Raw genomic sequence first — 25,753 nt, forward strand, 5'->3', positions numbered from 1 at the left:
GGGATCGCGTAGCGCGATGAACCGGAAGAGCGAGACGGCCGGGTCCGGCGGGGCGCTGGCGCTCTACGACCGGTGTGCGGCGGGGGCCGGCATGCTGGTCGCCTTCGCCATGTCGGCTTACCACGTATACACGGGGTTCGCTGGCGCGCCGGTCGGGGAAGTGCACTACCCGCTGCACCTCCTCTTCGCCTTCGCGGTTCTCTTCCTGTCGCCGCGCGGCACCGCCGCCACCGGCTGGCGCGGCATTGCCGCCCGCGGCTACGATCTCGCCATCCTGGCCCTCACGGTCGCCGGTACGGGCTACCTGTTCCTCAACGCCCAGTACATCACTAGCCGGATGCTGCTGGTCGACCCGCTGACGACGACCGAAACGGTCCTCGGCCTCGCCATGGCCTTCGTCGTGCTGGAGGCGGCGCGGCGCGCGGTCGGCCTGGCGCTGGTCCTGCTGCTCCTGGCGTTCCTGCTCTACGCCTATTTCGGCTACCTGCTGCCGCCGCCCTTCTGGCACCGGGGCTACTCGGTCGATTCCATCATCGAATATTCGTATCTGACGACCGAGGGCCTGTTCGGCGTGCCGGTCGCGGTCATGGCCGCCTACGTCTTCCACTTCGTGCTGTTCGGCGCGCTGCTGGTCGCCTCCGGTGCCGGCACCTTCTTCACCGACTTCGCCCGCGCCCTGACCGGCCGCGCGACCGGCGGCCCGGCCAAGACCGCCGTCGTCGCCAGCTCGCTGATGGGCATGCTGTCGGGCAGTTCCGCGGCGAACGTCGTCACCACCGGCTCCTTCACCATTCCGGCGATGCGCAAGGCCGGCTATCCCGGCACCTTCGCCGCGGGCGTCGAGGCCGTCGCCTCGTCGGGCGGGCAGATCACGCCGCCGATCATGGGTGCGGCCGCCTTCATCATGATGGAGTTCGTCGGCGTCCCCTATGCCGACATCATGCTGGCCGCCGCCATCCCGGCCTTTCTCTACATGCTCGCCGTCTTCGTCATGGTCGACCTGGAGGCACGCCGGCTCGGCCTCAGCAACATCGAGGGCGAGGCCGTGCCGCCGCTGCTCGGCGTGCTGCGGCAGCGCGGCTACCTGCTCGTCTCAATTCTCGTAATGCTCTGGCTGCTGATCGACGGCTGGACGCCGACGACTGCCGCCGTCTGGGCGATCGCCTCGCTGGTCGCGCTGCTGCTGATCTTCGACGCCGAGAACCGTCGCCGCATCCTGTCCGTCGCCTGGAAGGCGATGACCGAAGCACCCGGCATGGTAGCGCCGGTCACCGTCGCCTGCGCGGTCGGCGGGATCCTTGTCGGCATCATCGGCCAGACCGGCCTCGGCCTCAGGATGAGTGCCATCATCCTCGACTTCTCCGGCGGCAATCTGCTGCTGATGCTGATCCTGACGACGATCATGGGCATCGTGCTCGGCATGGGCATGCCGACCTCAGGCGCCTACGTCATCATGGCGGCGCTGCTGGCGCCGGGCCTCGTCGACGCCGGCGTCGAACTGATTGCGGCGCACATGTTCATCATGTACGTCGCCTCCAAGTCGTCGATCACGCCGCCGGTCGCCATCGCCTCCTACGCCGCGGCGGCGATCGCCGGCACCGATCCGTGGAAGACCAGCCTCACGGCCTTCCGTCTCGGCCTTTCGGTGTTCATCATCCCCTACATGTTCGTCTACGGCCCGGCATTGCTCGCCATCGGCGACCCGATCGAGATCGTCGTCACCCTGATCACCGCGTCGATCGGCATCTTCGCCCTGTCGGTGTCGATGATCGGCTGGCTGGCGCGACCGCTCGGCCTGGTCGAACGCGCCCTCCACCTCGCCGCCGCCCTGCTGCTGATCAAGCCGGGCCTGGAGAGCGACTCGGTGGGAATCCTGCTGTTCGGCGCGCTCTGCGCCTTCGCCTTCCTCCGCCGGCCCCGCACCGCCGAGGCCGCTCCCGTCCCCGCACAGTCCGGAGATCAGCTTCCGTGAAGGAGCTCGCCCTCGGCATCGATATCGGCGGCACGTTCACCGACATCGTCGTCTTCGACCCGTCCGGCGCGCGCGTCGCGATCTGGAAGGAATCCACCACCCCCGACGACCCGTCGCGCGGGGTGATCACAGGCATCCGGCGCGTGCTGGAACGCGACCGCATCGCCGCCGGCGATATCGGCCGCGTGGTCCACGCCACCACGCTGTTCACCAACGCGCTGATCGAGCGCAAGGGTGCCAGGACCGGCCTGATCACTACGGACGGCTTCCGCGACGTGCTGGAGATCGCGCGCGAGCGGAAGTACGAGCTCTACGACATCTTCATCGAGATGCCGCCCGCCCTCGTCCCGCGCCCCCTGCGGCGCGAGGTGCCCGAGCGGATCGGGCCGGACGGGGCCGTCGAGACGCCGCTGGACGAGGCCGCGCTCATGGCCGAGGTCGACGCGCTGGTCGCCGAGGGCGTGACCTCGCTCGCGCTCGTCTTCCTGCACTCCTACGCCAACCCGGTGCACGAGCAGCGGGCGGCGGCACTGATCGCCGCGCGTCACCCGACCCTGTCGGTCTCCGCCTCCTGCGACATCGCGCCGGAGATCCGCGAATATCCGCGCGCGTCGACCACGGTCGCGAACGCCTACGTCAAGCCGCTCGCCGAGATCTATCTCGACCGGCTGGTGTCGGAGATCGGCGGCCTCGGCATCGACGCCCCCTTCTTCCTGATGCTCTCGAACGGCGGCCTCACCCACGTCGAGGAGGCGAAGCGCGCGCCGGTCCACCTGCTCGAATCCGGTCCGGCCGCCGGCGCGCTGGCCGGCGCGTGGTTCGGCCGCAACGCCGGCGAGGAGCGCGTGCTCGCCTTCGACATGGGCGGCACCACGGCGAAGCTCAGCCTCGTCGACGGCGGCGAGCCGCTGGTCGCCTACGGCTTCGAGGCGGCGCGCGAGAAACGCTTCATGAAAGGCAGCGGCCTGCCGATCCAGATCCCGACCATCGAACTGATCGAGATCGGTGCCGGCGGCGGCTCGATCGCCCACCGCGACGAACTCGGCCTGATGAAGGTCGGCCCGCAGAGTTCGGGCGCCCAGCCCGGGCCCGCCTGCTACGGCCGCGGCGGCACCGACGCCACCGTGACCGACGCCGACCTGCTGCTCGGCTACCTCAACGCCGACTTCTTCCTGGGCGGCGAGATGGATATCGACCTCGCCGCCTCCAAGGCGGCGATGCAGCGCCTCGCGGAAGCACTGGGCGTCGACGCCGAGCGCGCCGCCTGGGGCATTCACGACGTCGTCAACGAGAACATGGCCGGTGCCGCGCGTGTCCATCTGGCCGAACACGGCAAGGAGCCGCGCGACTACGCCCTGCTCGCCACCGGCGGGGCCGCCCCGGTGCACGCCTATCACGTCGCCCGCAAGCTCGGCCTCGGGCGGATGATCTGCCCGCCGGCCGCCGGCGTCGGGTCGACCATCGGCCTGCTGATGGCCCCGGCCCGGATCGACCGCGTCGCCTCGTCCACCGTCCGCCTGGGCGACGCCGACTGGTCGCAGATCGACGCCGTCTATGCCCGGCTGGAGGACGAGGCGCTCACCGTTCTGGCGGAAACGGGCGCCGACATTCCGGGCCGCACCGTCCGCCGCCTCGCCGACATGCGCTATGTCGGTCAGGGATCGGAGATCACCGTGCCGCTGCCCGCCGGGCCGTTCGACGCCGGGACAGGCGCCATCGCCCTCGCCGCCTTCGAGGAGATCTACCGGACGCTCTTCGGTCGCGTGCCGCCCGACGTCGCGGCGCAGCTGGTCAACCTGCGCGTCTCGGTCACCGCACCGGTGCCCGGCGCCGCCTTCGCCCTGGCCAGCCATGGGCGCGATGCCGAGAGTGCCCGCAAGGGCAGCCGGCCCGTCTGGTTCCCGGACGGCGGCGCCTATGTCGACACCGCCGTCTACGCCCGCTACGCCCTGGCGCCCGGCGCCTTGGTCGAGGGGCCGGCGATCTTCGAGGAGAACGAGTCGACCTTCGTCGTCGGCCCCGGCGCCCGCTGCACCGTCCACGACGACGGCAGCATCGTCGTGGCCGTCCCGCAGGACTGACCGTCAGTCGGCTGGATTTCAAGGACTTTAATCCGATATGATCCAATAGCGGAGCCGCGTCGCCGACGGAGAACCGGGGTACCCCCATAAAACCCCATAAAAACCTATCCCGCGCATCCGTCCGGGACGGGACCCGCCGGACCGCAGCACCGCCGGAGCGCAACGAGGACCGCATGGCCGCAACCTTCGACCCCGTGACACTCGAACTCGTCTGGCGCCGCCTGATCTCGTCGGTCGACGAGGCGGCCGCGGCCCTGGTCCGCACCTCCTTCTCGACCCTGGTCCGCGAGTCCTACGACTTCTCCTGCATCATCACCGACGACCGCGGCGAGTCGCTGGTCCAGGCGACCGAGAGCATCCCGTCCTTCATCGGCACCTTGCCGGCGACGGTGAAGCACTTCATCGCCGCCTACCCGGTGGAGACGCTGTCGCCGGGCGACGTGCTGATCACCAACGACATCCACCTCGGCACCGGGCACCTGCCCGACATCACCGTGGCGAAGCCGATCTTCCGCAACGGCCGCCTCGTCGCCTTCTCCGCCTCCACCGCGCACGCGCCCGACATCGGCGGCAAGATCCGCTCGCCGGAACCGCGCGAGGTGTTCGAGGAGGGCTTCCAGATCCCGCCGATGAAGCTGATGAACGCCGGCGTCACCGACGAGACGCTGGTGAAGCTGCTGCGCAAGAACGTCCGAACGCCCGACCTCACCCTCGGCGACCTCTGGGCCCAGGTCGTCGCCCTCGACACGATGGAGCGGCGCCTCGAAGCGCTGATGGACGCCTACGAACTGAGCGACCTGCGCGAACTCGCGGCGGAGATCCACGGCCGCTGCGAGACGGCGATGCGCGCCGCGATCCGCGACCTGCCCGACGGCGTCTATACGAGTTCGCTCCAGACCGACGGCCTGCTCGACGTGCCGATCACCATCGCCATGACCCTGACCGTGAAGGGCGACGAGATCGACATCGACTATGCCGGGACCGATCCACAGGTCGACCGGGCGATCAACTGCGCCATGTGCTACACCTACGCCATGTCGGTCTACGGGGTGAAGGTCTGCACCAGCCCCAACCTGCCGAACAACGAGGGCGCCTTCCGGCCGATCACGATCCGTGCCCCGGATGGGACGATCGTCAATCCGGTCTTCCCGGCCTCCGGCGGGTCGCGCATGCTGATCGGCCACTATCTGCCGATGCTGGTCTTCGGCTGCCTCGGCAAGATCGTGCCCGACAAGGTGATGGCGGCCTGCGGGTCGCCGATGTGGGGCATGAACCAGTCCGGCGTGAACGCCGCGGGCAAGCCCTACGCCAACATGTTCTTCTACAACGGCGGCATGGGTGCGACGCAGATCCGCGACGGCGCCACCTGCCTCTCCTGGCCGTCGAACGTCTCCTCGACGTCCATCGAACTGTCCGAGCAGATCGCGCCGCTGCGCTTCCGCCACAAGAAGCTGCGTCCGGACTCCGGCGGGGCGGGCCGCTACCGCGGCGGCCTCGGCCAGGAGATCATGATGGAGAGCCGGTCGCCGACGCCGATCGCCGTGTCGTTTCTCGCCGAGCGAACGATCTTCCCCGCCTTCGGTATTGAGGGCGGCCGGCCCGGAGCGCCGGGCGAACTGCACATCAACGGCGAGAAGGTCGACCCGAAGCGGCAATACGTGCTGAAGACCGGCGACACGGTCCGCATGGGCACGCCCGGCGGCGGCGGCCACGGCGACCCGGCCGACCGCGACGCCGCAGCACTCCAGCGCGACATGACGGCGGGGTACGTAACCGAAGCATCCAAGTACCGCTGATCGCGCGCCGCCTCTGGCACGTCCGTTGCATCGCTTCACCCGATCTAATTCGTGATCCGGGAAGAGAATCAACGACGAGGAGCGGGGCGATGTGCGATTGGCGTGAGGGTGGACGACCCGACCTCGGCGGTATCAGCCGCCGATCCCTGCTCAAGAGTGCCGGCGCCGCCAGCCTCGTCATGGCACTGCCCGGCGGCCCGGGCGCCTTCGCGGCGGCGGGCACCTCGATCAAGTCGACCCACGGCACCGGCTTCTGCAATCTCGCGCTGTTCCTGGCGCATGCGCGGCAGATCGCGAAGGAGGACGGGGTCACACTCGACTTCGTCAGCACGCCGACCTTCGCCGAGCACGTCACCTTCCTCGGCGCCGGCCTCGTCGACGTCGGCGTGCTGCCCTACACCAGCTTCATCGCGCTCTACGACGCCGGCGCGCCGGTGCGCATCGTCGGCGGCGGCGGCGTCGAGGGCTGCGCCATCATCTCGCAGCCGGAACTCAAGACCGCCGCCGACCTGAAGGGCAAGACCCTCGGCACCTTCCAGCTCGATACGCTGGAGGTCATGCCCTACGACTATCTGAAGAAGAACGGCGTCAGCATGAAGGACGTGACCGTCCGCTACATGGGCAACACGCCCGAAGCGGTCGAGGCGTTCAAGGCCGGCGCGCTCGACTGGATCTGCACGATCGAGCCGTACGCCTCGGCGATCCTCGCCGACAAGCCGGGCACCAACCTGCTGACCAACGGCGTCGACATCTACGGCCCCGGTTACACCGACTGCGTGCTCTGCGCCCGCCAGGAACTGATCGACGGCAAGCCCGAGGTCGTGAAGGCGCTCATCAAGGCGATGATGAAGGCGCAGCTCGCCTACGAGACCGACATCGACACGGTCCTGAAGGAAGTCGTCGGCAAGTACTACAAGACCTCGATGGAGAACGCCGTCATCGGCTCCTCCAAGCAGCCGCCGGTCGTCGACATGCGCAACCAGACCGACTTCATTCTGGGCCGCACCGACTCCCTGATGGAGATGGGCTACATCAAGAAGAAGCCCGGTCGCGACGCCATCGACTGGACGATGCTCGAGGCGGTGATCGCCGAGAACCCCGACCTCTACGGCAAGCTGAAGCGCAAGTCCGCGTGAGACCGACGGCGGCGCACCGGCGACGGTGCGCCGTCTCCAACGAGACGCAGGGAGGCGCGCGATGGCGGCACACGGACAGGTCCTGCCCCTCATGGGCGGAGGCGCGGCATCGGGCATGCGCGACGCCGTTCTGCGCTTCGCGCCGAAGCTCGGCTGGGGCATCGCCTCGGTCGGCCTCTTCGTCGCGATCTGGGAGTTCTGCTGGTACGTCGGCTGGGCCGATCCGAAGCTGCTGCCGCCGCCGCACATCTTCATGTCCGGCCTCGCCGATCAGGCGAAGTTCTTCAACACCGCCCAGCGCTGGCAGATCGGCGCCGGCAGCACGGACTCGCCGAGCCCGTTCGAGGCGGTCGGGATCACGTTGCTGGCCTCGACCATGCGCGTGCTGATCGGCCTCAGCCTCGCCGCCGTGTGCAGCATCTCGCTCGGCATCGCCATCCGCTATTTCGGCATCGTCGGCAAGCTGACCCTGCCGACGATCATCCTGCTGTCGCCGGTCTCGCCGGTGGCGTGGCTGCCGGTCGCGATCTTCGTCTTCGGCATCGGCGACAAGCCGGCGATCTTCATGGTCTTCATCGCACTGTTCTTCCACATGGTCCTCGCGACCATCACCCAGATCGACAGCGTCAACCGCAACTACATCCACGTCGCCCGCGTCATGGGCGCCAGCAAGCGGCAGATCTACGGCCGCGTCATCCTGCCGGCGATCCTGCCCGGCATGCTGGTGGTGCTGCGCCTCAACCTGTTCGGCGCCTGGATGGTGGTCCTGATCGCCGAGGCGGTCGGCGTCGGCTACGGCCTGGGCCAAGTCATCATGCTGGCGCGCAACACCTTCAATCCGGGGCTCGTCTTCTTCACCATCGCCCTGATCGGCCTGCTCGGCTTCGCCTTCGACTACGGCCTGCGGACGCTGCAGCGGAAGATCCTCTACTGGGTGCCGCCCGGCACCGGCGCGCTCGGCACCTGAGGGAGACGACGATGAGCGACCGCACCGGACACGCCGTCGAGTGCCGCAACGTCGGCAAGACCTGGGCCGCCGACACCGCCCGCGCCCATCAGGCGCTGACCGGCTTCAACCTGACCGTCGACAAGGGCGAGTTCGTCGTCCTGCTCGGCCCCAGCGGCTGCGGCAAGAGCACGCTGCTCTATCTGATCGCCGGCCTGGAGGACGTCACTGCCGGCGAACTGCTCTCCTTCGGCGAGCCGATCACCAAGCCCGGCCCGGACCGCAGCCTGATCTTCCAGGAGACCTCGCTCTTCCCCTGGCTGACGGTCGGCGAGAACGTCGCCTTCGGCCTCAGCCTGCGCGGCGACGACAAGGCCGAGCGGGAGACGGCGGCCCGTCAGACGTTGGCGCGCGTCGGCCTGGTCGATGCGATCGACAAGCGCCCGGACGAACTGTCAGGCGGCATGCGCCAGCGCGTCGCCGTCGCGCGCGCCCTCGCGATGCGGCCCGACGTCCTGCTGATGGACGAGCCGTTCGCGGCCCTCGACGTCCAGACCCGCGCGCGCATGCAGCAGTTCCTGACCGACGTCTGGCGCGACAGCGGCGCCTCGGTCCTGTTCGTGACCCACCACATCGACGAGGCGGTGGCGCTGGCCGACCGCGTCGTTGTCTTCACCTCGCGGCCCGGCCGCATCAAGGCCGTGGTACCGATCGACCTGCCGCGCCCGCGCGAGGAGACCTCGCCCGAGTTCCTGTCGCTGCGCGTAGAACTGACCAAGCTGCTGCGCGACGAGGTCGACCGCGCCTTTGCCGAACAGGAAGGCCGCATGGCGGCCGAATGAGCGCCCCATACATCAAGAAGAAGGAAGCCACTCCGTGACGACATCCATCGTACGCGGCAAATACGTCATCACGCGCGCCCTCGACCGCCACCGCTGGGAGCAGATCGACGGCGGCGCCGTCCTGCAGCGCGACGGCATCGTCGTCGAGATCGCGTCCTACGACGACCTGCGCAAGCGCCACCCGGACGTCCCCGTCATCGGCACGGGCGATCAGGTCGTTCTGCCCGGCTTCGTTAACGGCCACCACCATGTCGGCCTGACGCCGCTGCAGCTCGGCTCGCCCGACATGCCACTCGAACTCTGGTTCGCCACGCGCCTCGTCACGCGCAACCTCGACCTCTATCTCGACACGCTCTACTCGGCCTTCGAGATGATCGCCTCGGGCATCACGACGGTGCAGCATATCCACGGCTGGATGCCGGGCGTGCTCTCGGAGGTCGAGGCGAAGTCCGAGGACGTCATCCGCGCCTACGAGGACATCGGCATGCGGGCATCCTACTGCTTCGCGCTGCGCGACCAGAACCACCTCGTCTACGAGGCCAACCAGGACTTCGTGAACCGCGTCCCGGACGAGGTGAAGCCGCTGCTGGCGAAGCATTTCGAGCGGTTCAAGATGGGGCTGGAGGACAGCATGCTGCTGTTCTCGCACCTGCACGCCAAGCACAACCCGAAGGAGCGGGTGAAGATCCAGCTGGCGCCGGCCAACCTGCACTGGTGCTCGGACAAGGCGCTCGAAGCGCTCGCCACCTGCTCACACGAGCATCAGGCGCCGATGCACATGCACCTGGTCGAGACGGCCTACCAGAAGGAATACGCCAAGCGCCGCGGCGGCGGCACGGCCGTCGACTATATCGACAGGTTTCAGATGCTCGGGCCGTTGATGACCCTCGGTCACGGCGTCTGGCTCAGCGAGCCGGACCTGGAGCGGCTGGCCGAAACCGGCACCAACATCTGCCACAACTGCAGTTCGAACTTCCGCCTGCGCAGCGGCGTTGCCGCCCTCAACCGGTTCGAGGCGATGGGCATCAACACCGCCATCGGCCTCGACGAGGCCGGCATCAACGACGACCGCGACATGCTGCAGGAGATGCGCATGGTCCTGCGCGCCCATCGCGAGCCGGGCATCGACGACCGCGTACCGACCATGGCGCAGGTCTTCCGCATGGCGAGCGAGGGCGGTGCCAAGACGACAGGCTTCGGCGCCAAGATCGGAACGCTGGAGCCGGGCAAGGCCGCCGACATGGTGCTCCTCGACTGGCAGCAGATCGCCTACCCCTATCTCGACGTGCTGACGCCGGTGCTCGATGCGGTCGTGCAGCGGGCGAAGACCGAGGGCGTGCGCGCCGTCATGGTGGCCGGCGAGGTCGTGTATCAGGACGGCAAGTTCACCAAGGTCGACCGCGATGCGGCGCTGAAGCAGCTGTCCGACATCATGAAGGCCGACCTGACCGACGAGGAACTGGAGCGGCGACGCCTGTCGAAGCTGGTCCTGCCGCACGTGAAGGCGTTCTACGAAGGCTACTTCGACCCGGAGAGCCACGTGCCCTACTACAGGCCGTCGTCGCGGATCTGAGAAACAGAAACCGGACGGCCCGCGAGGACCGTCCGGCACTTTCAGGCCACCCGATCAGGCAGGTATCAGCCTTTCTTGCCCTCGGCGATGACGAGGTCGAGGACCTCCTTGCCGGGCAGGTTCTTCGCCTTCATCTCGGCCATCCAGGCGTCCCACACGGGCTTGGCGGCCGTCTCTTCGATCTGGGCCCGCATCTCCGGCGTGTAGACGACGCGCTCCAGGCCCATCTTGTCGAACATCGGGATGTTCTTGTCGTCGGCCTCCTTGTAGGCCGCTTTCAGCGCCGCGTAGGCCGGGGCCTCGGCATCGTCGAGCATCTTGCGGTACTCGTCCGGCAGGCCGTTATAGGCGTCGATGTTGAAGAAGGTCGGGCAGCTGACTGCACCCGGCGACATACCCATCGTGTACCACTTCGACACTTCGTGCAGCTTGTACGAGGCATGCGAGTAGCTGAACGGGAAGGACGCGGCCTCGAACATGCCGCGCTCCAGGCCGGTATAGGTCTCCGGCGCCGGCACCGTGGTCGGAACGGCACCGAGTCGCTTCATCGCCTCGCCGATGCCCGCCAGTGCGCGGACCCGCATGCCCTTCCAGTCTTCGATCGCCTTCGGCGGCTTGCCGGTGCCCATGAACTCGTACTGCGGCAGCAGGCCGGACATGTAGGCCATCGTGTTCCAGCGCTTCAGCTCGGCCTTGATCGCCAGATGCGCGAAGACCGCCTCGTGCACGTTCTGAGTGACGTCCGGGTTCGGCGCCGGCAGGAACGGCAGGTCGAGCACGCCCATCAGCGGCGTCTTGCCGGGCGAGTAGGAATTGCAGAGCTGCGCCGCCTCGAAGGCGCCGATGCGCAGGCCGTCCAAGTTCTCCTTCACCGGCGAGATCGCCTCGCCCAGGTGGATCTTGATCGTGAAGTTGCCGCCGCTCTTCTCTTCGACATACTTCGCGACCGTCTCGATGCCGCGGGTGTAGGCGCGCGACGGGCCGTAGCTCGACACGTTCCAGGTGACCTTGTCGGCGGCCGACGCAGCCGTCGTGGCAAACGCCGCGGCGGCGCAGATCGCGGCCGCACTGGCGGTACGTACGAAACTCATCTCGGTTGTCTCCCGGTTCTCCCATCCGGCTCGCGGCCGGTACCGGGCCATCTTCGCCGCGGGCAGGCCACCGGGCAACGGTAAAGGCGGCTTAGGCCCGCGCTCAGCGGAAGCTGCGCGGGCGCACGTCGAAGGCGATCGAGATCCGCGCCCGCGGCCCGTCGAACGGCACCGTCCGGTGATAGACGTAGGACGGGAAGAAGATCGCCAGCCCCTCCTCCGGCCGCGCCGTCTCGACGACCGGCTCGTAGGCGACCCGGAAACTGTCGGCGGGGCGGCCGAACTCGATCCAGCCGGCGAGGTCGCCATCCTCGCCCGAGCCCAGCCCCTCGGGCAGCTGCACATAATAGACGCCGCTCATCCAGCCGGTCGGGTGGATGTGGGCTGCCTGATGGCCCTGCGCCTTCAGCACGGTGCCCCAGATGTCGAGGCCCCAGTCGCGCGGGATGCGGTCGAGGAACGGGTGGCCGGGCACGCGCTCCAGCCCGTCGAAGCAGGCGTCGATCGCCCGGCGCAGCGTGCGCTCGAACGCCGTGATCGCCGGCGTCGGATGCTGCAGCAGCAGCAGCACGTCGCCGCCGCCGGTGGTCGCCGTGCCCGGTGCGTCCCAGCGCAGCGACCGGTGGTTCATGAGGTCGCGCGCCAGTTCGGCATTGAAGGCGGCCATGTCGGGCCAGCCCTCCGGCACGCCGAGCCGCACCGGGTGCAGGTTCGCCTGCAGCGCCTCGGCCGACGCCGCCCGGTCCAGCCGCCCCAGCGCCGCCAGCGCGATCTCGCGATAGGCCACACCGCGCCGGTCGAACGGATCGACCAACAGGCAGGCCTCGAACGCGGCGAGCGCCGCCGCGAAGTCGCCGGCCGCGAACTGCGCCACGCCCAGGTTGATGCGGTAGCGCGCGTTGCGCGGCTCCAGCTTCACTGCGGCGGCGTATGCGGCGAGCGCCGCCTCGCCCCGGCCCTGCTTGTGCAGGGCGCTGCCGAGATTGTTGTGTCCGGCGGCGAAGCCCGCATCGACCGCGATGGCGGCGCGATACTGCGCCACGGCGCCGTCCAGGTCGTCCATCTCCTGCAGCGTGTCGCCCAGCGCCACCAGCGCCGAAGCGCGCTTCGGCTCCAGCGCCAGCGCCCGGCGGAAGGCGGCGACCGCCTCGTCCATGCGCTTGGCGGCGCGCAGCGCGGCGGCGAGATTCTCATGCCGGCCGGCATCGTGCGGCGCCAGCCGGGCTGCCTCGGCGTACTGCTCGACCGCCGCGTCGAGCCGCCCGTCCGCCTGCAGCGCCCGCGCCAGATTGTGCCGGTAGGATACGGCCGCCGGCCGCGCCGCCACCGCCCGCCCGGCCAGTTCGGCCGCCTCCGCCGCCCGCCCGGCGCCGAGCCGCAGCGTGCCGAGCAGGTTCAGCGCGTCCGGGTTGTTCGCATCGAGCTGCAGCACCGCCCGGTACACCCGCTCCGCCCCGGCGGCGTCGCCCGCCGACTGCATCGCGATCCCGCGCTTCAGCGCGTCGGTCACGCTCATGCCGCCACCCGGCGGCCTGGAAGGTCTGGCGATCATCCCCGGATCATAGCGGAACACAGCGGACAGGTGGACGGCGGCGAAGCGCCGCTTCCGGACGCTTCCCTTTCGTTACCTTTCCTTCCTTTTCGTGGGTGGCGTTGGAACGCCGTACAGATCCCCGCTTCGGCAGTCCCTGTGCAACATCGTAAAACATGCTGCGGGACGTGTTGCACGAGGTGCCGATGGGGTTCCATTTCCCCTTCATGGGCAGGGCTTACGGCGCGGCTCGCGATGCGGTAGAGGCGCCGAGCAGGTTCTTTGCATATCCAACAGCGGGCAGAGGGGCGAAGGCACATCATGTAGGACGTTTCTCCAAACGTCGACGCCGCACGCAACGCAATCGATCACGCCATGCTGCTCTACAGACAAATCGGTTTTGGGGACGACGCGGCTGTGTGCGCGCCGAAGCTGGAGGAATTGGCTCAGCCGGGGGTGAGAGAGGCCGTAGGGACGAGGCCTCACCCCGTGGCGGACGCGGCCTGCCCCAGATAGACCGTCTGGGTGAACGCCGTGTCGTGAACGGGATGGCGGAAGGTCACGGCCTCGCTGGATGCCACGGCGAATACGTCGGCGAGACGTGCCGTGAACGCCGCATCGGGCGCTTCGTTGGACCAGAGCCCGAACACGCCGCCCGGATGCAGGTGCGCCATCACCCGTTCGAGACCCTCAGCCCGATAGAAATCCGCGTTGTGCGGGTCGAGAAAGAAGTCCGGCGAATGGTCGATGTCGACCAGGATGGCATGGTAGCGGCGGCCGGGCATCCCGGCGTCGAAGCCCTCCGGCGAGCCTGCCAGCGCGAAGAAATCGCCGAGGACGAAGCGGCAGCGCGGGTCGGCGGTCAGTCCGGAACCGAGCGGCAGAACGCCCGAATGGTGCCAGTCGATCACGGCATCCAGCGTTTCCACCACGAGCAGCGTGCCGACGGCCGGGTCGTCAAGGACCGCTCGCGCGGTATAGCCGAGGCCGAGCCCACCCACCACGACATCCAGGGTGCCCTCGGAGGCCGCCGGTGACAGCCGGGCCAGCCCGAGCTTCGCCAGGGCGATCTCGGATGCCGTGAACAGGCTCGACATCAGATACTCTTCGCCGAGCTTGATCTCGAACACGTCGATTCCGAGCGCGGGGTCCCGGCGCCGCCGCAGGCTGAGCGCGCCGATGTCGGTCGGGCGATAGTCGAGTTCTTTGAAATTGATGCTCATCGCTGCATTCCCATCGCCGTCGCAGGGGAAGTCAACCGGTGAGGCAGTGACGCCGCGCCAAGCCGCCATGGACGGCCCCGGCGGGTGGGGTATCGTCGGTGCCGGTCGCGACGGCCCAAGAAGGAGCACATGCCCGTGAAGCTGCACACCTTGCGCACCCGCAAGTCAGCCGAGAGGTTTCCGCGGGAGGAACAGCTCGCCTGGAAGATCGCCACCGTCGCGGCCGACCCCGTGCCCGTCGCGGCGGAGGTGGTCGAGATGATCGGGAACCGGATCATCGACAATGCGGCGGTAGCGGCCGCATCGCTGAACCGCCGCGCCGTGGCCAACGCCCGCGCCCAGGCGGCGGCCCATCCGTACCGGCCGGGGGCCGGCCTGTTCGGCGGCGGCGGAAGCGTTTCGCCCGAATGGGCCGCCTGGGCGAACGGCGTGGCGGTGCGCGAGCTCGACTATCACGACACGTTCCTCGCCGCCGACTACTCCCATCCCGGCGATAACATTCCGCCCGTCCTCGCGGTCGCGCAGCATTGCGGCCTCGACGGCGCGGCGCTGATCCGCGGGATCGCCGCCGGCTACGAGATACAGATCGACCTCGTGAAGGGCATCTGCCTGCACGAACACAAGATTGACCACATCGCGCACCTGGGGACCTCCGCCGCGGCGGGGATCGGCGCGGCGCTCGACCTGCCGATCGAGACGATCCACCAGGCGATCGGCCAGGCGCTGCACGTCACCACCACGACGCGCCAGTCGCGCAAGGGCGAAATCTCGAGTTGGAAAGCCTATGCCCCGGCCTTCGCCGGCAAGATGGCCGTCGAAGCCGTCGACCGCGCGATGCGCGGCGAGGGTTCGCCGGCACCGATCTGGGAGGGCGAGGACGGCGTCGTCGCCTGGCTGCTCGGCGGACCAGACGCGGAATACCGGGTCCCGCTGCCGGAGCCGGACGAGCCGAAGCGCGCGATCCTGGAGAGCTACACGAAAGAGCATTCGGCTGAATATCAGAGCCAGGCCCTGATCGACCTGGCGCGCCGCATGGGGCCGCGCATCGGCGACCTCTCCCGCGTACGCGACGTGCTGATCCGCACGAGCCACCATACCCACTACGTCATCGGGACGGGCGCCAACGATCCGCAGAAGATGGACCCGAGGGCCAGCCGCGAAACGCTCGACCACTCGATCATGTACATCTTCGCGGTCGCCCTGCAGGACGGCGGCTGGCACCACGAGCGATCCTACGCGCCGGAGCGGGCGCAGCGGCCCGACACCGTCGCGCTGTGGCGCAAGGTCCGCACGGTCGAGGATGCCGAATGGACGCGGCGCTATCATTCAGCGGATCCGGCGGTGAAGGCGTTCGGCGGCCGGGTGACGGTGACGCTCGACGACGGTACGCTGATCGAGGATGAGATCGCCGTGGCCGACGCGCACCCGCTGGGCGCGCGGCCGTGGACCCGGCCGGACTATGTCGCGAAGTTCCGGATGCTGGCGGAGGGGGTGGTGGCACCCGCGGAGCAGGAGCGGTTCCTGGCGGCGGTGGATCGGCTACCGGGGCTGCGCGGCGACGAACTCGGCCAGCTGCTGTTCGCCGTGGCACCCGGCGGCCTGCGTGTACCGGAGCGTAACGGGATCTTCCTGCCGCAGACCTGAACCCTTTCTGAGCGGCAAGGGATCGTCCGGGCGTGGCCTGCGTTGTCGGTGCATGAACCAGCAACATGCGACGAAACGAACGATGCGACGGACGGTCATGGCGGCGCTCTCTGCGGCCTGCCTCGCTGCGGCGGCGCTGCCCGCGGCGACCACCCGTCCGGCCCAGGCGCAGGACGCCGCGCCGGACCTGGCCAGCCTGCGCCAGGAGGCCCTCAGCCTCGTGAACGAGGCGCGGCGCGACAATGGGCTCGGCCCCCTCACCACCACCGGGCCGCTGAACCGGGCGGCGCAGGCCCACGCGGACGACATGCTGAAGCGCGGCTATTACAGCCACGAATCGCCGGATGGGCGGAACGTCGCCGATCGCTTCCAGGCCGAGGGCGGCAGCCAGTGGAAGCTGACGGCGGAGAATATCGCCCAGTGCGAGGGCTGCCGGGATCTCTCCCGGGAGCGGGTCCGGCAGTTCCAGCAGGGCTGGATGAACAGCCCGGACCATCGGGCCAACATCCTGCGCGCCGGACTGACGGAGTTCGGCTTCGGGATCGCCGGGCGCGACGGCAAAATCCTCGCCGTCCAGACGTTCGCCGGCCCCGGCGAGCCGCGCGGGACGTCGGGCGAGGCCTCCGCGCCCGCGATCTCCGCCGAAGCCGCCGCCGCGGCGGCCCTGGCGGCGATCAACCAAGCGCGGCGTGAGGCGGGCGCGCCGCCGCTGGAGGCGAGCGACGCGCTCGACACGGTGGCGCAGCGCCTGCTCGAGGGCGATACGAAGCACGGCATCATCCGCCAGCCGGCCAACCTGCTCGACCTGCTCCCCGCCGGGGAGAGGCAGCAGTGGCGGCGCCTCGACGTGCTCGCGGCGGCCTGCGGCGGGTGCGGGACCCGGCGCACGAAGGCCGACGTGACCGGCTTCGCCGAGCAGTGGCTGAACGATTCGGGCTATCGCCAGCGGCTGCTGGAGCCCGGCACGACGCATCTCGGCTTCTTCCTCGTCGCCGACGGTGACGGCCGCAAGCGCGCCGCGGCGGTCGCCGGCCGTCGCGAGGAATGAGACGCAGGCAGTCCGTCAGCGCCCCTCGCGCAGGCGGAGCGCCAGCAGCGCCGCCAGATCGCGGACATGCGGTTCCGCCATCATGGTCAGGTGCGTGCCCGGGGTGATCTGGAGATCCACCGGGCCGACCGCGCGCCAAGCGGCGGCCATCGCCTCGCGCTCCGCAGCCGGCTGCGCGGCGGGGGAGAAAAGCATCACCGGCACCGGTCGGGTCACGCGCGCCCGATAGGCGCAGTTCGCCTGCGTGTTGGCCCGGAACACGTCGACCATCGCCCGGACCTGACGCGGGCTGGAGCCGGCCGGCAGGAAGCCGCTGCGCTCCAGGTGCGTCTTCACGCGCCCCATCCGCGCGGTGTCGGATAGGGGCGCCAGTTCGGCCTCGGCATCGGGCACGGGCAGGCCGCCGAACGCGGCAGCGGCACGAACCAGAGCGGCGAGCCAGCGCAGGTCGTCCCACCCCTCGCCTTCGATCTCACCGGTGAAGAAGGGCACGCTGTCGAACACCGCGAGCGATGCCACCGCCTCCCCGTCGCGCAGCAGCTGCTGTGCCGCCTCGAGTGCCACCTTGGCGCCCAGGGAGTGGCCGCCGAGCAGGTAGGGACCGTGCGGCTGAACCTCCCGGATGAGGCCGAGATAGTGCTCGGCCATGGCCTCGACGCTGGTCAGGGGCGCGCTCTCGCCGTCCACCGCCATCGGCTGCAGGGCATAGAACGGGCGGTCGGCGGGCATGTGCCGCGCGAGGTGGTAGAGATAGAGCGCGTGACCGCCCGAGCCGGGGAAGCAGAAGAAGGGCGCGCGGTCGCCGTCGGTGCGCATCGGCACCAGGGACGAGGCCCGGCGCGGCGCCACCCGTCCGCGCAGCAGGTCGGCCTGCTCGGCGAGCGTCGGGCTGCGGAACAGGTCGGTCAGCAGCAGCTGGCACTGGAAGCGCTTCAGCAGCTGCGTCGCCAGCCGCGCGGCGAGCAGCGAATTGCCGCCGAGGTCGAAGAAGTTGTCCTCGACGCCGATCGGCTCGCCGCGCTCCAGCAGGCCCTGCCAGAGGCGCATCAGTTCGTGCTCGAGCCAGTCGCGCGGGGCGGTGAAGCCGCCACCCGGCGCCGCCGCGTCCGGCGCGGCCAGCGCCGCGCGATCGACCTTGCCGTTTGCCGTCAGCGGCAGGGCATCCAGGACGACGAAGGCCGACGGGACCATGTAGGCGGGCAGCTTGCGGCCGAGGAAGGCCGCCAGATCATCCTCGGTGCCGGCGGTCTCCGGCGCCGCGCAGCCGCCGACAAGGGCGTGCAGCAGGATCTGGTCGGCGTCGAGGCCGAGGTGGCCGCTGAAGGCGTCGAAGTCCATCGCGCCTATCGGGCACAGGCCGAGGCCGTGGGCGTCCGCCTCCTGCATCAGGAGCTGGCTCATATAGCCGGCTTCCAGCAGGCAGAAGTCCCGGGTGAGGTCGCCGTAGAGCGGACGCATCGCCGCCGGCCGGGCGACGAGGCAGAGCACGAACGCGGCGCCCTCAAAGATCGTCCGGTTGAAGCCGCCGGGTGGGCCGAAGGCCTCGGCGCCGATCTCCCGGTCGGAGACGAGCAGAAGCTGGTGCCGCACCGGGTGATGGTAGTAGACGCCCCCCGCCAAGCCCTCGATGCGCCCCGCCTTCACCGCGACGTAGGTCTGGACCGGATAGAGATTGCCGGCCGAGGCGTAGCGGTATTTCGGGAAGGCGCCGCCCAGGTCGACCGCCATCAGGCAGGACAGGAAGCGGCCGAACCCCTCGCCCGGAACGGGATCCGGGGCGAAGGAGCGCTGGCTCCGGCGCGACTGCCACAGCGCCGTCAGCGCCTCGTCCCGCGGCGGAGACGCCAGGACGGGGCCGGCGAGGCCGGCGGCGTCCGGGCGCAGGCCGGGGGCGCCGAGCTTGAACTGGAGGCGCTCGACGGGGTCGAGCAGAGCGTCGCCGGCCTGTTCGGGTGACACGTCGGGAGACGCATCCCGCTCGGCTTCGAGGACGACATGGGCGATCAGCCGCTGCCCGGCATGGCGCTCGCCATAGACCCCGACCACGGCTTCGCGGATGCGCGGATGCTGCAGCAGCGCCGCCTCGATCTCGCCAAGCTCGATGCGGTAGCCGCGGAGCTTGATCTGCTGGTCCTCGCGCCCGAGGAACTCGATGCTGCCGTCGGGGCGCCAGCGGCCGAGATCGCCGGTGCGGTAGAGCCGCTCGCCGGTCGCGGGATGGCTGACGAAGGCGGCCCCCGTCTTGGCGGGGTCGCGCCAGTATTCGCGGGCGAGTCCGATGCCGCCGATGAACAGCTCGCCCGGCACCCATGCCGGCCGCGGCGACAGGTGGGCGTCGAGGACGTGGAAGGTCTGGTTGGCGAGCGGCCGGCCGTAGGGAATGCTGGTCCAGGCCGGGTCGACGGTGTCGATCGGGTGCCAGATCGACCAGATCGAGGCTTCGGTGGCACCGCCGAGGCTGATCCGGCGGCAGCCCGGCCAGAGCGAAGCGATGCGGTCGGGCAGCGGCAGGGGGATCCAGTCGCCGCTCATCATCGCCACGCGCAGGCCGGGCGGTGGCCGGATGCCGCGCTCCTCGACATGGTCGACCAGCATCTGCATCAGCGCCGGAACCGTGTTCCAGACGGTGACGCCGTGCGCCTCCATCGCCTCGACCCAGTGCCCGGGCTCGCGGCGGCGGGCGGGGTCCGGCACGACCACGGCACCGCCGGCGGCCAGTGCGCCGAAGATGTCCCACACGGAGAGGTCGAAGGTGAGCGCCGACAGCGACAGCACGCGGTCGTCGGGGCCGATGTCGAACCGCCGGTTGATGTCGGCGACGGTGTTGAGCGCGCCGCGATGGTCGATCGCGACGCCCTTGGGCGATCCGGTCGAGCCGGAGGTGAAGATGACGTAGGCGAGATCGTCCGCCGCCTGCACGCTCGGCAGGGTGGCATCGTCGATGCCGTCGAGATCGCCGCCGTCGACCGCGACGATCCGCAGGCCGGCCGGCCAGTCGAGCGTGTCGGCGAACCGCCGCTGCGTCAGGACGATGGCGGCACCGCTCTGCTCCAGGAGATGGTGCAGGCGCTCGTGCGGCAGCTCCGGATCGATGGGGACGTAGGCGGCGCCGGAGACGAGGATCCCGAGGACGGCCACCGGCTGCTGCCACCCCTTCTCCATGACGATGGCGACGAGTCGGTCGCGCGCCGCCCCCTCGCGGCGCAGCAGCCGTCCGGTCCGGTAGACGAGGCCGGCGAGCGCGGCGTGGCTGAGCGTGCGGTCGGCTGCGACGACCGCCGGTCGCTCGCCGAAATCCTGCCAGCGGTCGAGCCAGAGCGTGTGCAGCAGCCCCTCCGGCACGGGTGCCGCCGTGGCGTTCACCGCCGCCCGCAGGGCGAGCTGGGCCGCGGGCGGCAGGCGCGCGGCATTGCTCTCGCGCCACGCCGCGTCCTCGGCGGCGAGGCGCGCCAACAGGTCGCGGTAGGCGTCGAACATCTCATCGAGCATCCCCGCCGGGAACAGCTCCTCGATCGCGTCCCACTCGAAATGCAGGACGCCGCCTCGTTCGGAGACCTTGTGGTCGAGCCAGACCTGCGAGGTCTGGGTGATACTGTAGACGACGTCGCCGATGGGTGCCGCCGCGCCGGCACCGGCGTCGAGGCCGAGGGTGCTGGTGAACACTACCGGCATCTGCGCCGAGCCGCCCCCGCCGCGCAGGCGCGCCAGTTCGCGCAGCACGGTCACGCCGTTGACGTAGCGATGGTCGAGATCCCGCCAGAGCTGCCGCTGCAGGCGCTTGGCGCGCGCCTCGAAGGTGTCGGTGGGCGTGTTGTCGACGGCGAGCAGGATGAGGGAGGTGAAGTCGCCGACGACGCGATTCACGTCCGGATGGACGGGGTGGCGGTTGAACAGGGTCAGGTTGATCGTGAAGCGCGGGCTCTTGCTCCAGAACGCCAGGATGTCGGCGAAGGCGGCCAGCAGCATCCCGGACGGGGTCAGGCCCGCCTGACCCGCCCGCCGCTTGAGCGCGCTCCAGGCCTCGGCGTCGAGCGTGCCGGCGTGGCGCCGGAAGCGCGGGGTCGTCAGGCTCGCCGGGCTGGCCGCCAGGGGCAGGTCCGGCGCCGGCGGGAAGTCGGGCAGGCGCTCGCGCCAGTAGCGCAGGGAGTCGGCATACCATTCCGTGCGCCGCCACTGCTCCTCCGCCAGGACATAGTCGCGGAAGCCGATCCCGAGCGCCGGCAGCACGGCGTCCGGATCGCGGTACAGCTGGAACAGCTCGGCCACCAGCACCCGCAGGCTGTGCGCATCGCCCCACAGCGCGTCGATGCCGATGTGGAGGCGCGTAACGCCGCCCTCCAGGAGGCTGGCGCGGATGTCGAAGAGCGGCCCCGTCTCGGCCGGCAGGATCTCGTGCGACATGGCCGCCCGGGTCGAGGCCAACGCGGTCTCGCGGGCGTCGGCGCCGCAGCCGCGCAGATCCTCGACCGCGATCCGGTAGGGCGGCACGTCGGCGCGCACCTGCTGGCGCCCGTCCGGTAGGATGACCACCCGCAGCATGTCGTGACGCGCGACCAGCGCCTGCCAGGCGCGCTCGAACCGGCCGAGATCGAGGTCGGGACAGTCTGCCTCCATGTAGCCGTGGGTCGAGACGTTGCCCAGTTCGAAGCCCGCATTCCGGCCAAGCCAGTAGGCCTGCTGGATCTCGGTCAGCGGGAACGGTTCGTGGCGGCCGTCCGGATCGGCGACCACGGCCGGCATCGTCACCGCACGCGCCCCGCCGGTGGCCGTCTCGCGGCGGAACAGCGCGATGCGCTCGGCCAACCGCGCCACCGTCGGATGTTCGAACAGCTCGCGGATCGGCAGGTCGAGGGCGAACGTCTCGCGAATGCGCGACATCACGCGCGTGGCGAGCAGCGAGTGGCCGCCGAGTTCGAAGAAGCCGTCGTCGCGGCCGATCGGCTGCGCGGGATCGACGGCGAGCACGGCGCGCCAGATGTCGGCGAGCAGCTGTTCCGTCTCGTCGGCGGGCGGCGTGCGGACGGCGGCCTCGGCCGGGCGTCGCTGCGACAAGCGCTCCAGGGCGCGCCGGTCGGTCTTGCCGTTGCGGGTCAGCGGGATGGCCGCGACGGGGACGAATTCGGCCGGGATCATGTAGGCGGGCAGCGTCGACTTCAGGCTCTCGCGGACGTCCGAAACGAGCCCGGCCACGGTCCGCCATGTCTGCGCGGCGGCCGGACGTGCGCGGGACGCGCCCGACCGGCGGGCATAGAGGTTCACCAGCGGCGAGCCGTCGCCCAGGGTGCGGTCGCGCTCCGCGGCGACCTCGAAGCCCCGGCTCCGCAACAATGTCTCGATCGCCGAGGCCCGGCCGTCCGTATCGTGCACCTCGATCACGATCTGGCGCACCCGCATCCAGTCGGCCGGATCGAGACCGGCGAGCACCTGCTGTTCGGCGTTCTCCACGTCGATCTTCAGCAGGTCGATGCGGTCGACCCCGAAGCGGCGAACCGCGTCGGACAGGGTGATGAAGCGCGCCGGGAGTTCGCGGTGCTCGAGGCTGTAGTCCAGCACCTCGCGCGGGATGCTGCCGCCGTCGCGCTGCGCCTCGTAGGCGAGGACCGCCGCCTGCGCGTCCGCCAGCCGGACGCCGCAGCCCGACATGATCGACATGCGAGGGAAGAAGGTAAGCGCGCCCTCCCCGTTGCGGTCGGAGATGCCGAGCGGCACGGGCTCGCCGGGAATGCCGTGCAGGTCGAAGTTCCGGCGCAGGACCTCGTATGCCGGCGCTGCAGGCTCGAAGGCGTAGACGGTGACGTCGTGCCCGCAGGCCTCCGCGGCGAACAGCGCGAAAAGGCCGATGTTGGCACCGACGTCGAAGACGATGTCGCCCGATGCCAGTGCGATGCCGTGCCGGAGATAGACGCGGTCCTCGAAGATCTCGCGGTAGAGGAAGGTGGTCTCGCTGCGGTTGAGATGCGCGACCGGCAGGCCGTTGGGCAGGGTCGTATCGGCGCCGGTGGCGGTCCCGTCCGATCCCGCCGCGAGCCGGCGCAACACCGGCGCGGCCTGAGTCGCGTCGGGGACGAGATAGGCGACGAGGCGGCTGCCGCCCGTCTCCGCCTCAGCCTCGGCGAGAACGACGCAGTCGGCGACGGCCGGGTGTCCGAGGATCGCGGCGCGCACCTCGCCCGACTCGATGCGGAAGCCGCGCACCTTCACCTGCTCGTCGGCACGGCCGAGATAGGCCATGTCGACCACGGCTCCGTCGGCGCCCAGGACGGCCCGGACGAGGTCGCCCGTGCGGTAGAGGGATCCGGCCGCGGCGGCCGAGGCGAACGGATCGGCCGGAAACCGCTCTGCGGTCAGTTCGGGCCGGTTCAGGTAGCCGCGCGCAACGCCGGCGCCGCCCACGTGCAGCTCCCCGGGCAGGCCGGGCGGCACCGGCTCGCCATAGCGGTCGAGCACATGCAGGCGGAGATCCGGGATCGGCTCGCCGATCAGGCTCCGCCGCTCGACCGTATCGGCCGCACGCACGGGCCGATAGGTCACATGCACGGTGGTTTCGGTTATGCCGTACATGTTGACGAGACGCGGCGCGTCTTCCGGGTGGCGCGCGAACCAAGGCGCCAGCGCCGCATGGTCCAGCGCCTCGCCGCCGAAGATCACCGTTCGGAGCGACAGGCCCGGCGCCTCCGCCGCCAGTTCAGCGTCCGCCTGGATCAGCTGACCGAACGCCGAGGGCGTCTGGTTGAGGACGGTGACGCCTTCCCGACGCAGCATCCGGTGGAAATCCAGCGGCGCGCGCGACAGCAGGTAGGGGAGGACGACGAGCCGCCCGCCATGCAGCAGGGCGCCCCAGATCTCCCAGACCGAGAAGTCGAAGGCGAAGGAGTGAAACAGCGTCCAGACGTCCCGGTCGCCGAATCCGAACCAGCGGTCGGTGGCGGCGAAGAGACGGGACACGTTGCGGTGCTCGACCAGAACCCCCTTGGGCCGGCCGGTCGACCCGGACGTGTAGATGACGTAGGCGAGATGATGCGGCTCGACCGGCGTCCCGAGGTTGGTCTCCGGCAGGTGCTCGAACAGGGCGCGATCCGCGTCGAGCCGGATGACCACCGCATCGGTGGCGGGCAGCCGCGCGGCAAGCGCCGCGTCGGTGACGAGGAGGTCGGCGTCACAATCGGACAGCACGAAGGCTTGGCGGTCGGCCGGGTGTTCCGGGTCGACGGGGACATAGCAGCCGCCCGCCTTCAGGATCGCCAGGATCGCGACGATCAGATCGGCCGACGGGTCGAGGCACAGACCGACGCGGACGTCGGGGCCGACCCCGCGGGCGGACAGGTGATGCGCCAGCCGGTTGGCGCGTGCGTTGAGGGCGCCGTAGGTGAGCTCGCCGTCGACAGCACGGCGCATGCCGAAGCCGTCGACGCAGACCAGCGCCGAGGCGTCCGGCCGCCGCGCGGCCTGCGCCTCGAACAGGCGGTGGATGCAGGCGGGCGGGAACGCTGCCGGCATCGATCGGGGTGCGCGCAGCGCCTGCCGTTCGGCAGGGGGCAGCAGCGGAATGCGGAGCGGCTCTCGGTCGGGATCCCGCGCCACCTCGGTCAGCAGTGTCGCGAAGTGGCCGGCGAGGCGGCGCACCGTGGCGGCATCGATCTGGCCGCGGTCGTGATAGAGGCGGAGACCGATTTCCCGGCCCGGCAGGACGGCGACGGTCAGTGGGTAGTTCGTGTGCTCGGCCACGGCCAGGGTCTCGACCCGGAGCCCGCCCGCCAGGCCCGCGGAGGCCTCGGCGTTGGAAACCGGGAAGTTCTCGAAGACGAACAGGGTTTCGAACAGGGCGGTGCCGCCCGGCAGGTCCGCCACGCGCTGCACGTCCGCGAGCGAACTGTAGGCGTAGGCGTCCTGCTCGCGCTGCTGCGCCATCAGCCGGCCGAGCCACGGCAGCAGCATCTCTCCCTCGGGGATGTCGATGCGCACTGGCAGCGTGTTGATGAAGAGGCCGACCATGCCTTCGACGCCGCGCAGTTCGGGCGGACGGCCGGAGACCGTGGCGCCGAAGACGACCTCGTCCAGGTTGCAGTAGCGGGCGAGCAGCAGGGCCCACGCGCCCTGGAAGACGGTGTTGAGCGTGATGCGGCCGCGCTGCGCCAGGTCGGCCAGCGACGCCGACAGGTCCGCCGTAAGCGTCAGTTCCTCGTAGCCGTAGCCCTGGTCGGGCGTTGCGCTCGGGGGCAGGTTCGCCAGCAGCGGCGTCGGCGCGACGATCCCGGCGAGCAGGCCCCGCCAATAGGTGTCCGCGGCCGCGCGGTCCTGCTTCTCAACCCATTGGATATAGTCGCGATAGGGGCGGACCGGCGGCAGGACCGGCGCCCGCCCGGCCACCTCGGCGTTGTAGGCCTCGACCAGTTCCCCGACGAGGGTCGGGATGCACCAGCCGTCGAGCAGAAGATGGTGGTGCGACCACAGGAAATAGTGGGCGTCGTCCGCCAGCCGGATCAGGGTGAGACGCATGAGCGGCACCTGGTCCGGGCGGAAGCCCTCCTCGCGGTCGGCACCGCGGAGCGCATGGAACGCCTCGTCCTGCGCCGACGGCGCACGGTCGCGCCAATCTTGTTCGGCGAGCGTCACCGCGACCCGCTTGTGCACCACCTGCAATGGATTCTTCAGCCCGTCCCAGAAGAAGGCGGTCCGCAGGACGGCGTGCCGGTCGACCAGGGTCTGCCAGGCGCGGCGGAAGGCGGCGGCGTCGAGCGGCCCCGTGAACCGGTAGCTGAACTGCTCGACATAGAGGCCGGAGCCCGCATCGGCGTACAGGGACTCGAAGAGAATCCCGCCCTGGAGCGGCGACAGCGGGTAGATGTCGGCGACGTTCTGCATCTTCATCG

Annotated in this window: 13 protein-coding genes; 9 read left to right on the plus strand and 4 right to left on the minus strand. The window is 70.1% G+C overall.

The window, feature by feature from the left end:
• Window positions 1-16: 16 nt before the first annotated feature.
• The 7 genes from ABIE65_RS15725 to ABIE65_RS15755 all read left to right on the plus strand — a co-directional run bounded on the left by ABIE65_RS15725 (window position 17) and on the right by ABIE65_RS15755 (window position 10,346).
• Complete coding sequence (locus tag ABIE65_RS15725; protein WP_354078934.1) at window positions 17-1,972, plus strand: TRAP transporter permease; 1,956 nt, start codon at window positions 17-19, stop codon at window positions 1,970-1,972.
• Complete coding sequence (locus ABIE65_RS15730) at window positions 1,969-4,053, plus strand: hydantoinase/oxoprolinase family protein (RefSeq protein WP_354078935.1); 2,085 nt, start codon at window positions 1,969-1,971, stop codon at window positions 4,051-4,053. The genes ABIE65_RS15725 and ABIE65_RS15730 overlap by 4 nt, the downstream gene beginning before the upstream one ends.
• Window positions 4,054-4,226: 173 nt before the next feature.
• The gene (locus ABIE65_RS15735; protein WP_354078936.1) at window positions 4,227-5,849 is read left to right on the plus strand and encodes a hydantoinase B/oxoprolinase family protein; all 1,623 of its coding nucleotides are present in this window, start codon (window positions 4,227-4,229) and stop codon (window positions 5,847-5,849) included.
• A gap of 89 nt (window positions 5,850-5,938) precedes the next feature.
• On the plus strand, window positions 5,939-6,985 hold the full coding sequence (locus ABIE65_RS15740) for an ABC transporter substrate-binding protein (protein ID WP_354078938.1): 1,047 nt from the start codon (window positions 5,939-5,941) through the stop codon (window positions 6,983-6,985).
• 61 nt (window positions 6,986-7,046) lie between these two features.
• Window positions 7,047-7,952 (plus strand): ABC transporter permease, encoded by a 906-nt coding sequence (locus ABIE65_RS15745; protein WP_354078940.1) that lies wholly within the window; start codon window positions 7,047-7,049, stop codon window positions 7,950-7,952.
• A gap of 11 nt (window positions 7,953-7,963) precedes the next feature.
• Window positions 7,964-8,773 (plus strand): ABC transporter ATP-binding protein, encoded by an 810-nt coding sequence (locus ABIE65_RS15750; RefSeq protein ID WP_354078941.1) that lies wholly within the window; start codon window positions 7,964-7,966, stop codon window positions 8,771-8,773.
• A gap of 34 nt (window positions 8,774-8,807) precedes the next feature.
• Window positions 8,808-10,346, plus strand: a complete 1,539-nt coding sequence (locus ABIE65_RS15755) for an amidohydrolase family protein (protein WP_354078943.1) — start codon at window positions 8,808-8,810, stop codon at window positions 10,344-10,346.
• A gap of 65 nt (window positions 10,347-10,411) precedes the next feature.
• On the opposite strand, the gene dctP is transcribed toward ABIE65_RS15755, so the two are convergent.
• The 3 genes from dctP to ABIE65_RS15770 all read right to left on the minus strand — a co-directional run bounded on the left by dctP (window position 10,412) and on the right by ABIE65_RS15770 (window position 14,191).
• Window positions 10,412-11,437 (minus strand): TRAP transporter substrate-binding protein DctP, encoded by a 1,026-nt coding sequence (dctP, locus tag ABIE65_RS15760; protein WP_354078945.1) that lies wholly within the window; start codon window positions 11,435-11,437, stop codon window positions 10,412-10,414.
• Between the two features lie 103 nt (window positions 11,438-11,540).
• Window positions 11,541-12,953, minus strand: a complete 1,413-nt coding sequence (locus tag ABIE65_RS15765) for a tetratricopeptide repeat protein (RefSeq protein ID WP_354078946.1) — start codon at window positions 12,951-12,953, stop codon at window positions 11,541-11,543.
• A 497-nt stretch (window positions 12,954-13,450) separates the two neighbouring features.
• Entirely contained in the window at window positions 13,451-14,191 is a 741-nt protein-coding gene (locus ABIE65_RS15770; RefSeq protein WP_354078948.1) for a polyamine aminopropyltransferase, read from the minus strand.
• A 129-nt stretch (window positions 14,192-14,320) separates the two neighbouring features.
• Here ABIE65_RS15770 and ABIE65_RS15775 point away from each other — a divergent pair, with 129 nt between their 5' ends.
• Together ABIE65_RS15775 and ABIE65_RS15780 are read left to right on the plus strand one after the other, a co-directional pair.
• A complete protein-coding gene (locus ABIE65_RS15775) occupies window positions 14,321-15,835 on the plus strand; it encodes an MmgE/PrpD family protein (protein ID WP_354078949.1) in 1,515 nt (504 codons plus the stop codon).
• An 82-nt stretch (window positions 15,836-15,917) separates the two neighbouring features.
• The gene (locus ABIE65_RS15780; protein WP_354078950.1) at window positions 15,918-16,883 is read left to right on the plus strand and encodes a CAP domain-containing protein; all 966 of its coding nucleotides are present in this window, start codon (window positions 15,918-15,920) and stop codon (window positions 16,881-16,883) included.
• A 15-nt stretch (window positions 16,884-16,898) separates the two neighbouring features.
• On the opposite strand, the gene ABIE65_RS15785 is transcribed toward ABIE65_RS15780, so the two are convergent.
• Window positions 16,899-25,751: a non-ribosomal peptide synthetase gene (locus ABIE65_RS15785; RefSeq protein ID WP_354078951.1), complete on the minus strand. Its 8,853-nt coding sequence runs from the start codon at window positions 25,749-25,751 to the stop codon at window positions 16,899-16,901.
• Window positions 25,752-25,753 lie beyond the last annotated feature (2 nt).

Origin of the sequence: Constrictibacter sp. MBR-5 (assembly GCF_040549485.1) — a bacterium.
Classification (GTDB): Bacteria; Pseudomonadota; Alphaproteobacteria; order JAJUGE01; family JAJUGE01; genus Constrictibacter.

Coding starts and splice junctions, on each gene's coding strand:
- ABIE65_RS15725 (WP_354078934.1), top strand. CDS start 17: ATGAACCGGAAGAGCGAGACGGCCGGGTCCGGCGGGGCGCTGGCGCTC.
- ABIE65_RS15735 (WP_354078936.1), top strand. CDS start 4,227: ATGGCCGCAACCTTCGACCCCGTGACACTCGAACTCGTCTGGCGCCGC.
- ABIE65_RS15740 (WP_354078938.1), top strand. CDS start 5,939: ATGTGCGATTGGCGTGAGGGTGGACGACCCGACCTCGGCGGTATCAGC.
- ABIE65_RS15745 (WP_354078940.1), top strand. CDS start 7,047: ATGGCGGCACACGGACAGGTCCTGCCCCTCATGGGCGGAGGCGCGGCA.
- ABIE65_RS15750 (WP_354078941.1), top strand. CDS start 7,964: ATGAGCGACCGCACCGGACACGCCGTCGAGTGCCGCAACGTCGGCAAG.
- dctP (WP_354078945.1), bottom strand. CDS start 11,437: ATGAGTTTCGTACGTACCGCCAGTGCGGCCGCGATCTGCGCCGCCGCG.
- ABIE65_RS15765 (WP_354078946.1), bottom strand. CDS start 12,953: ATGAGCGTGACCGACGCGCTGAAGCGCGGGATCGCGATGCAGTCGGCG.
- ABIE65_RS15770 (WP_354078948.1), bottom strand. CDS start 14,191: ATGAGCATCAATTTCAAAGAACTCGACTATCGCCCGACCGACATCGGC.
- ABIE65_RS15775 (WP_354078949.1), top strand. CDS start 14,321: ATGCCCGTGAAGCTGCACACCTTGCGCACCCGCAAGTCAGCCGAGAGG.
- ABIE65_RS15780 (WP_354078950.1), top strand. CDS start 15,918: ATGCGACGGACGGTCATGGCGGCGCTCTCTGCGGCCTGCCTCGCTGCG.
- ABIE65_RS15785 (WP_354078951.1), bottom strand. CDS start 25,751: ATGAAGATGCAGAACGTCGCCGACATCTACCCGCTGTCGCCGCTCCAG.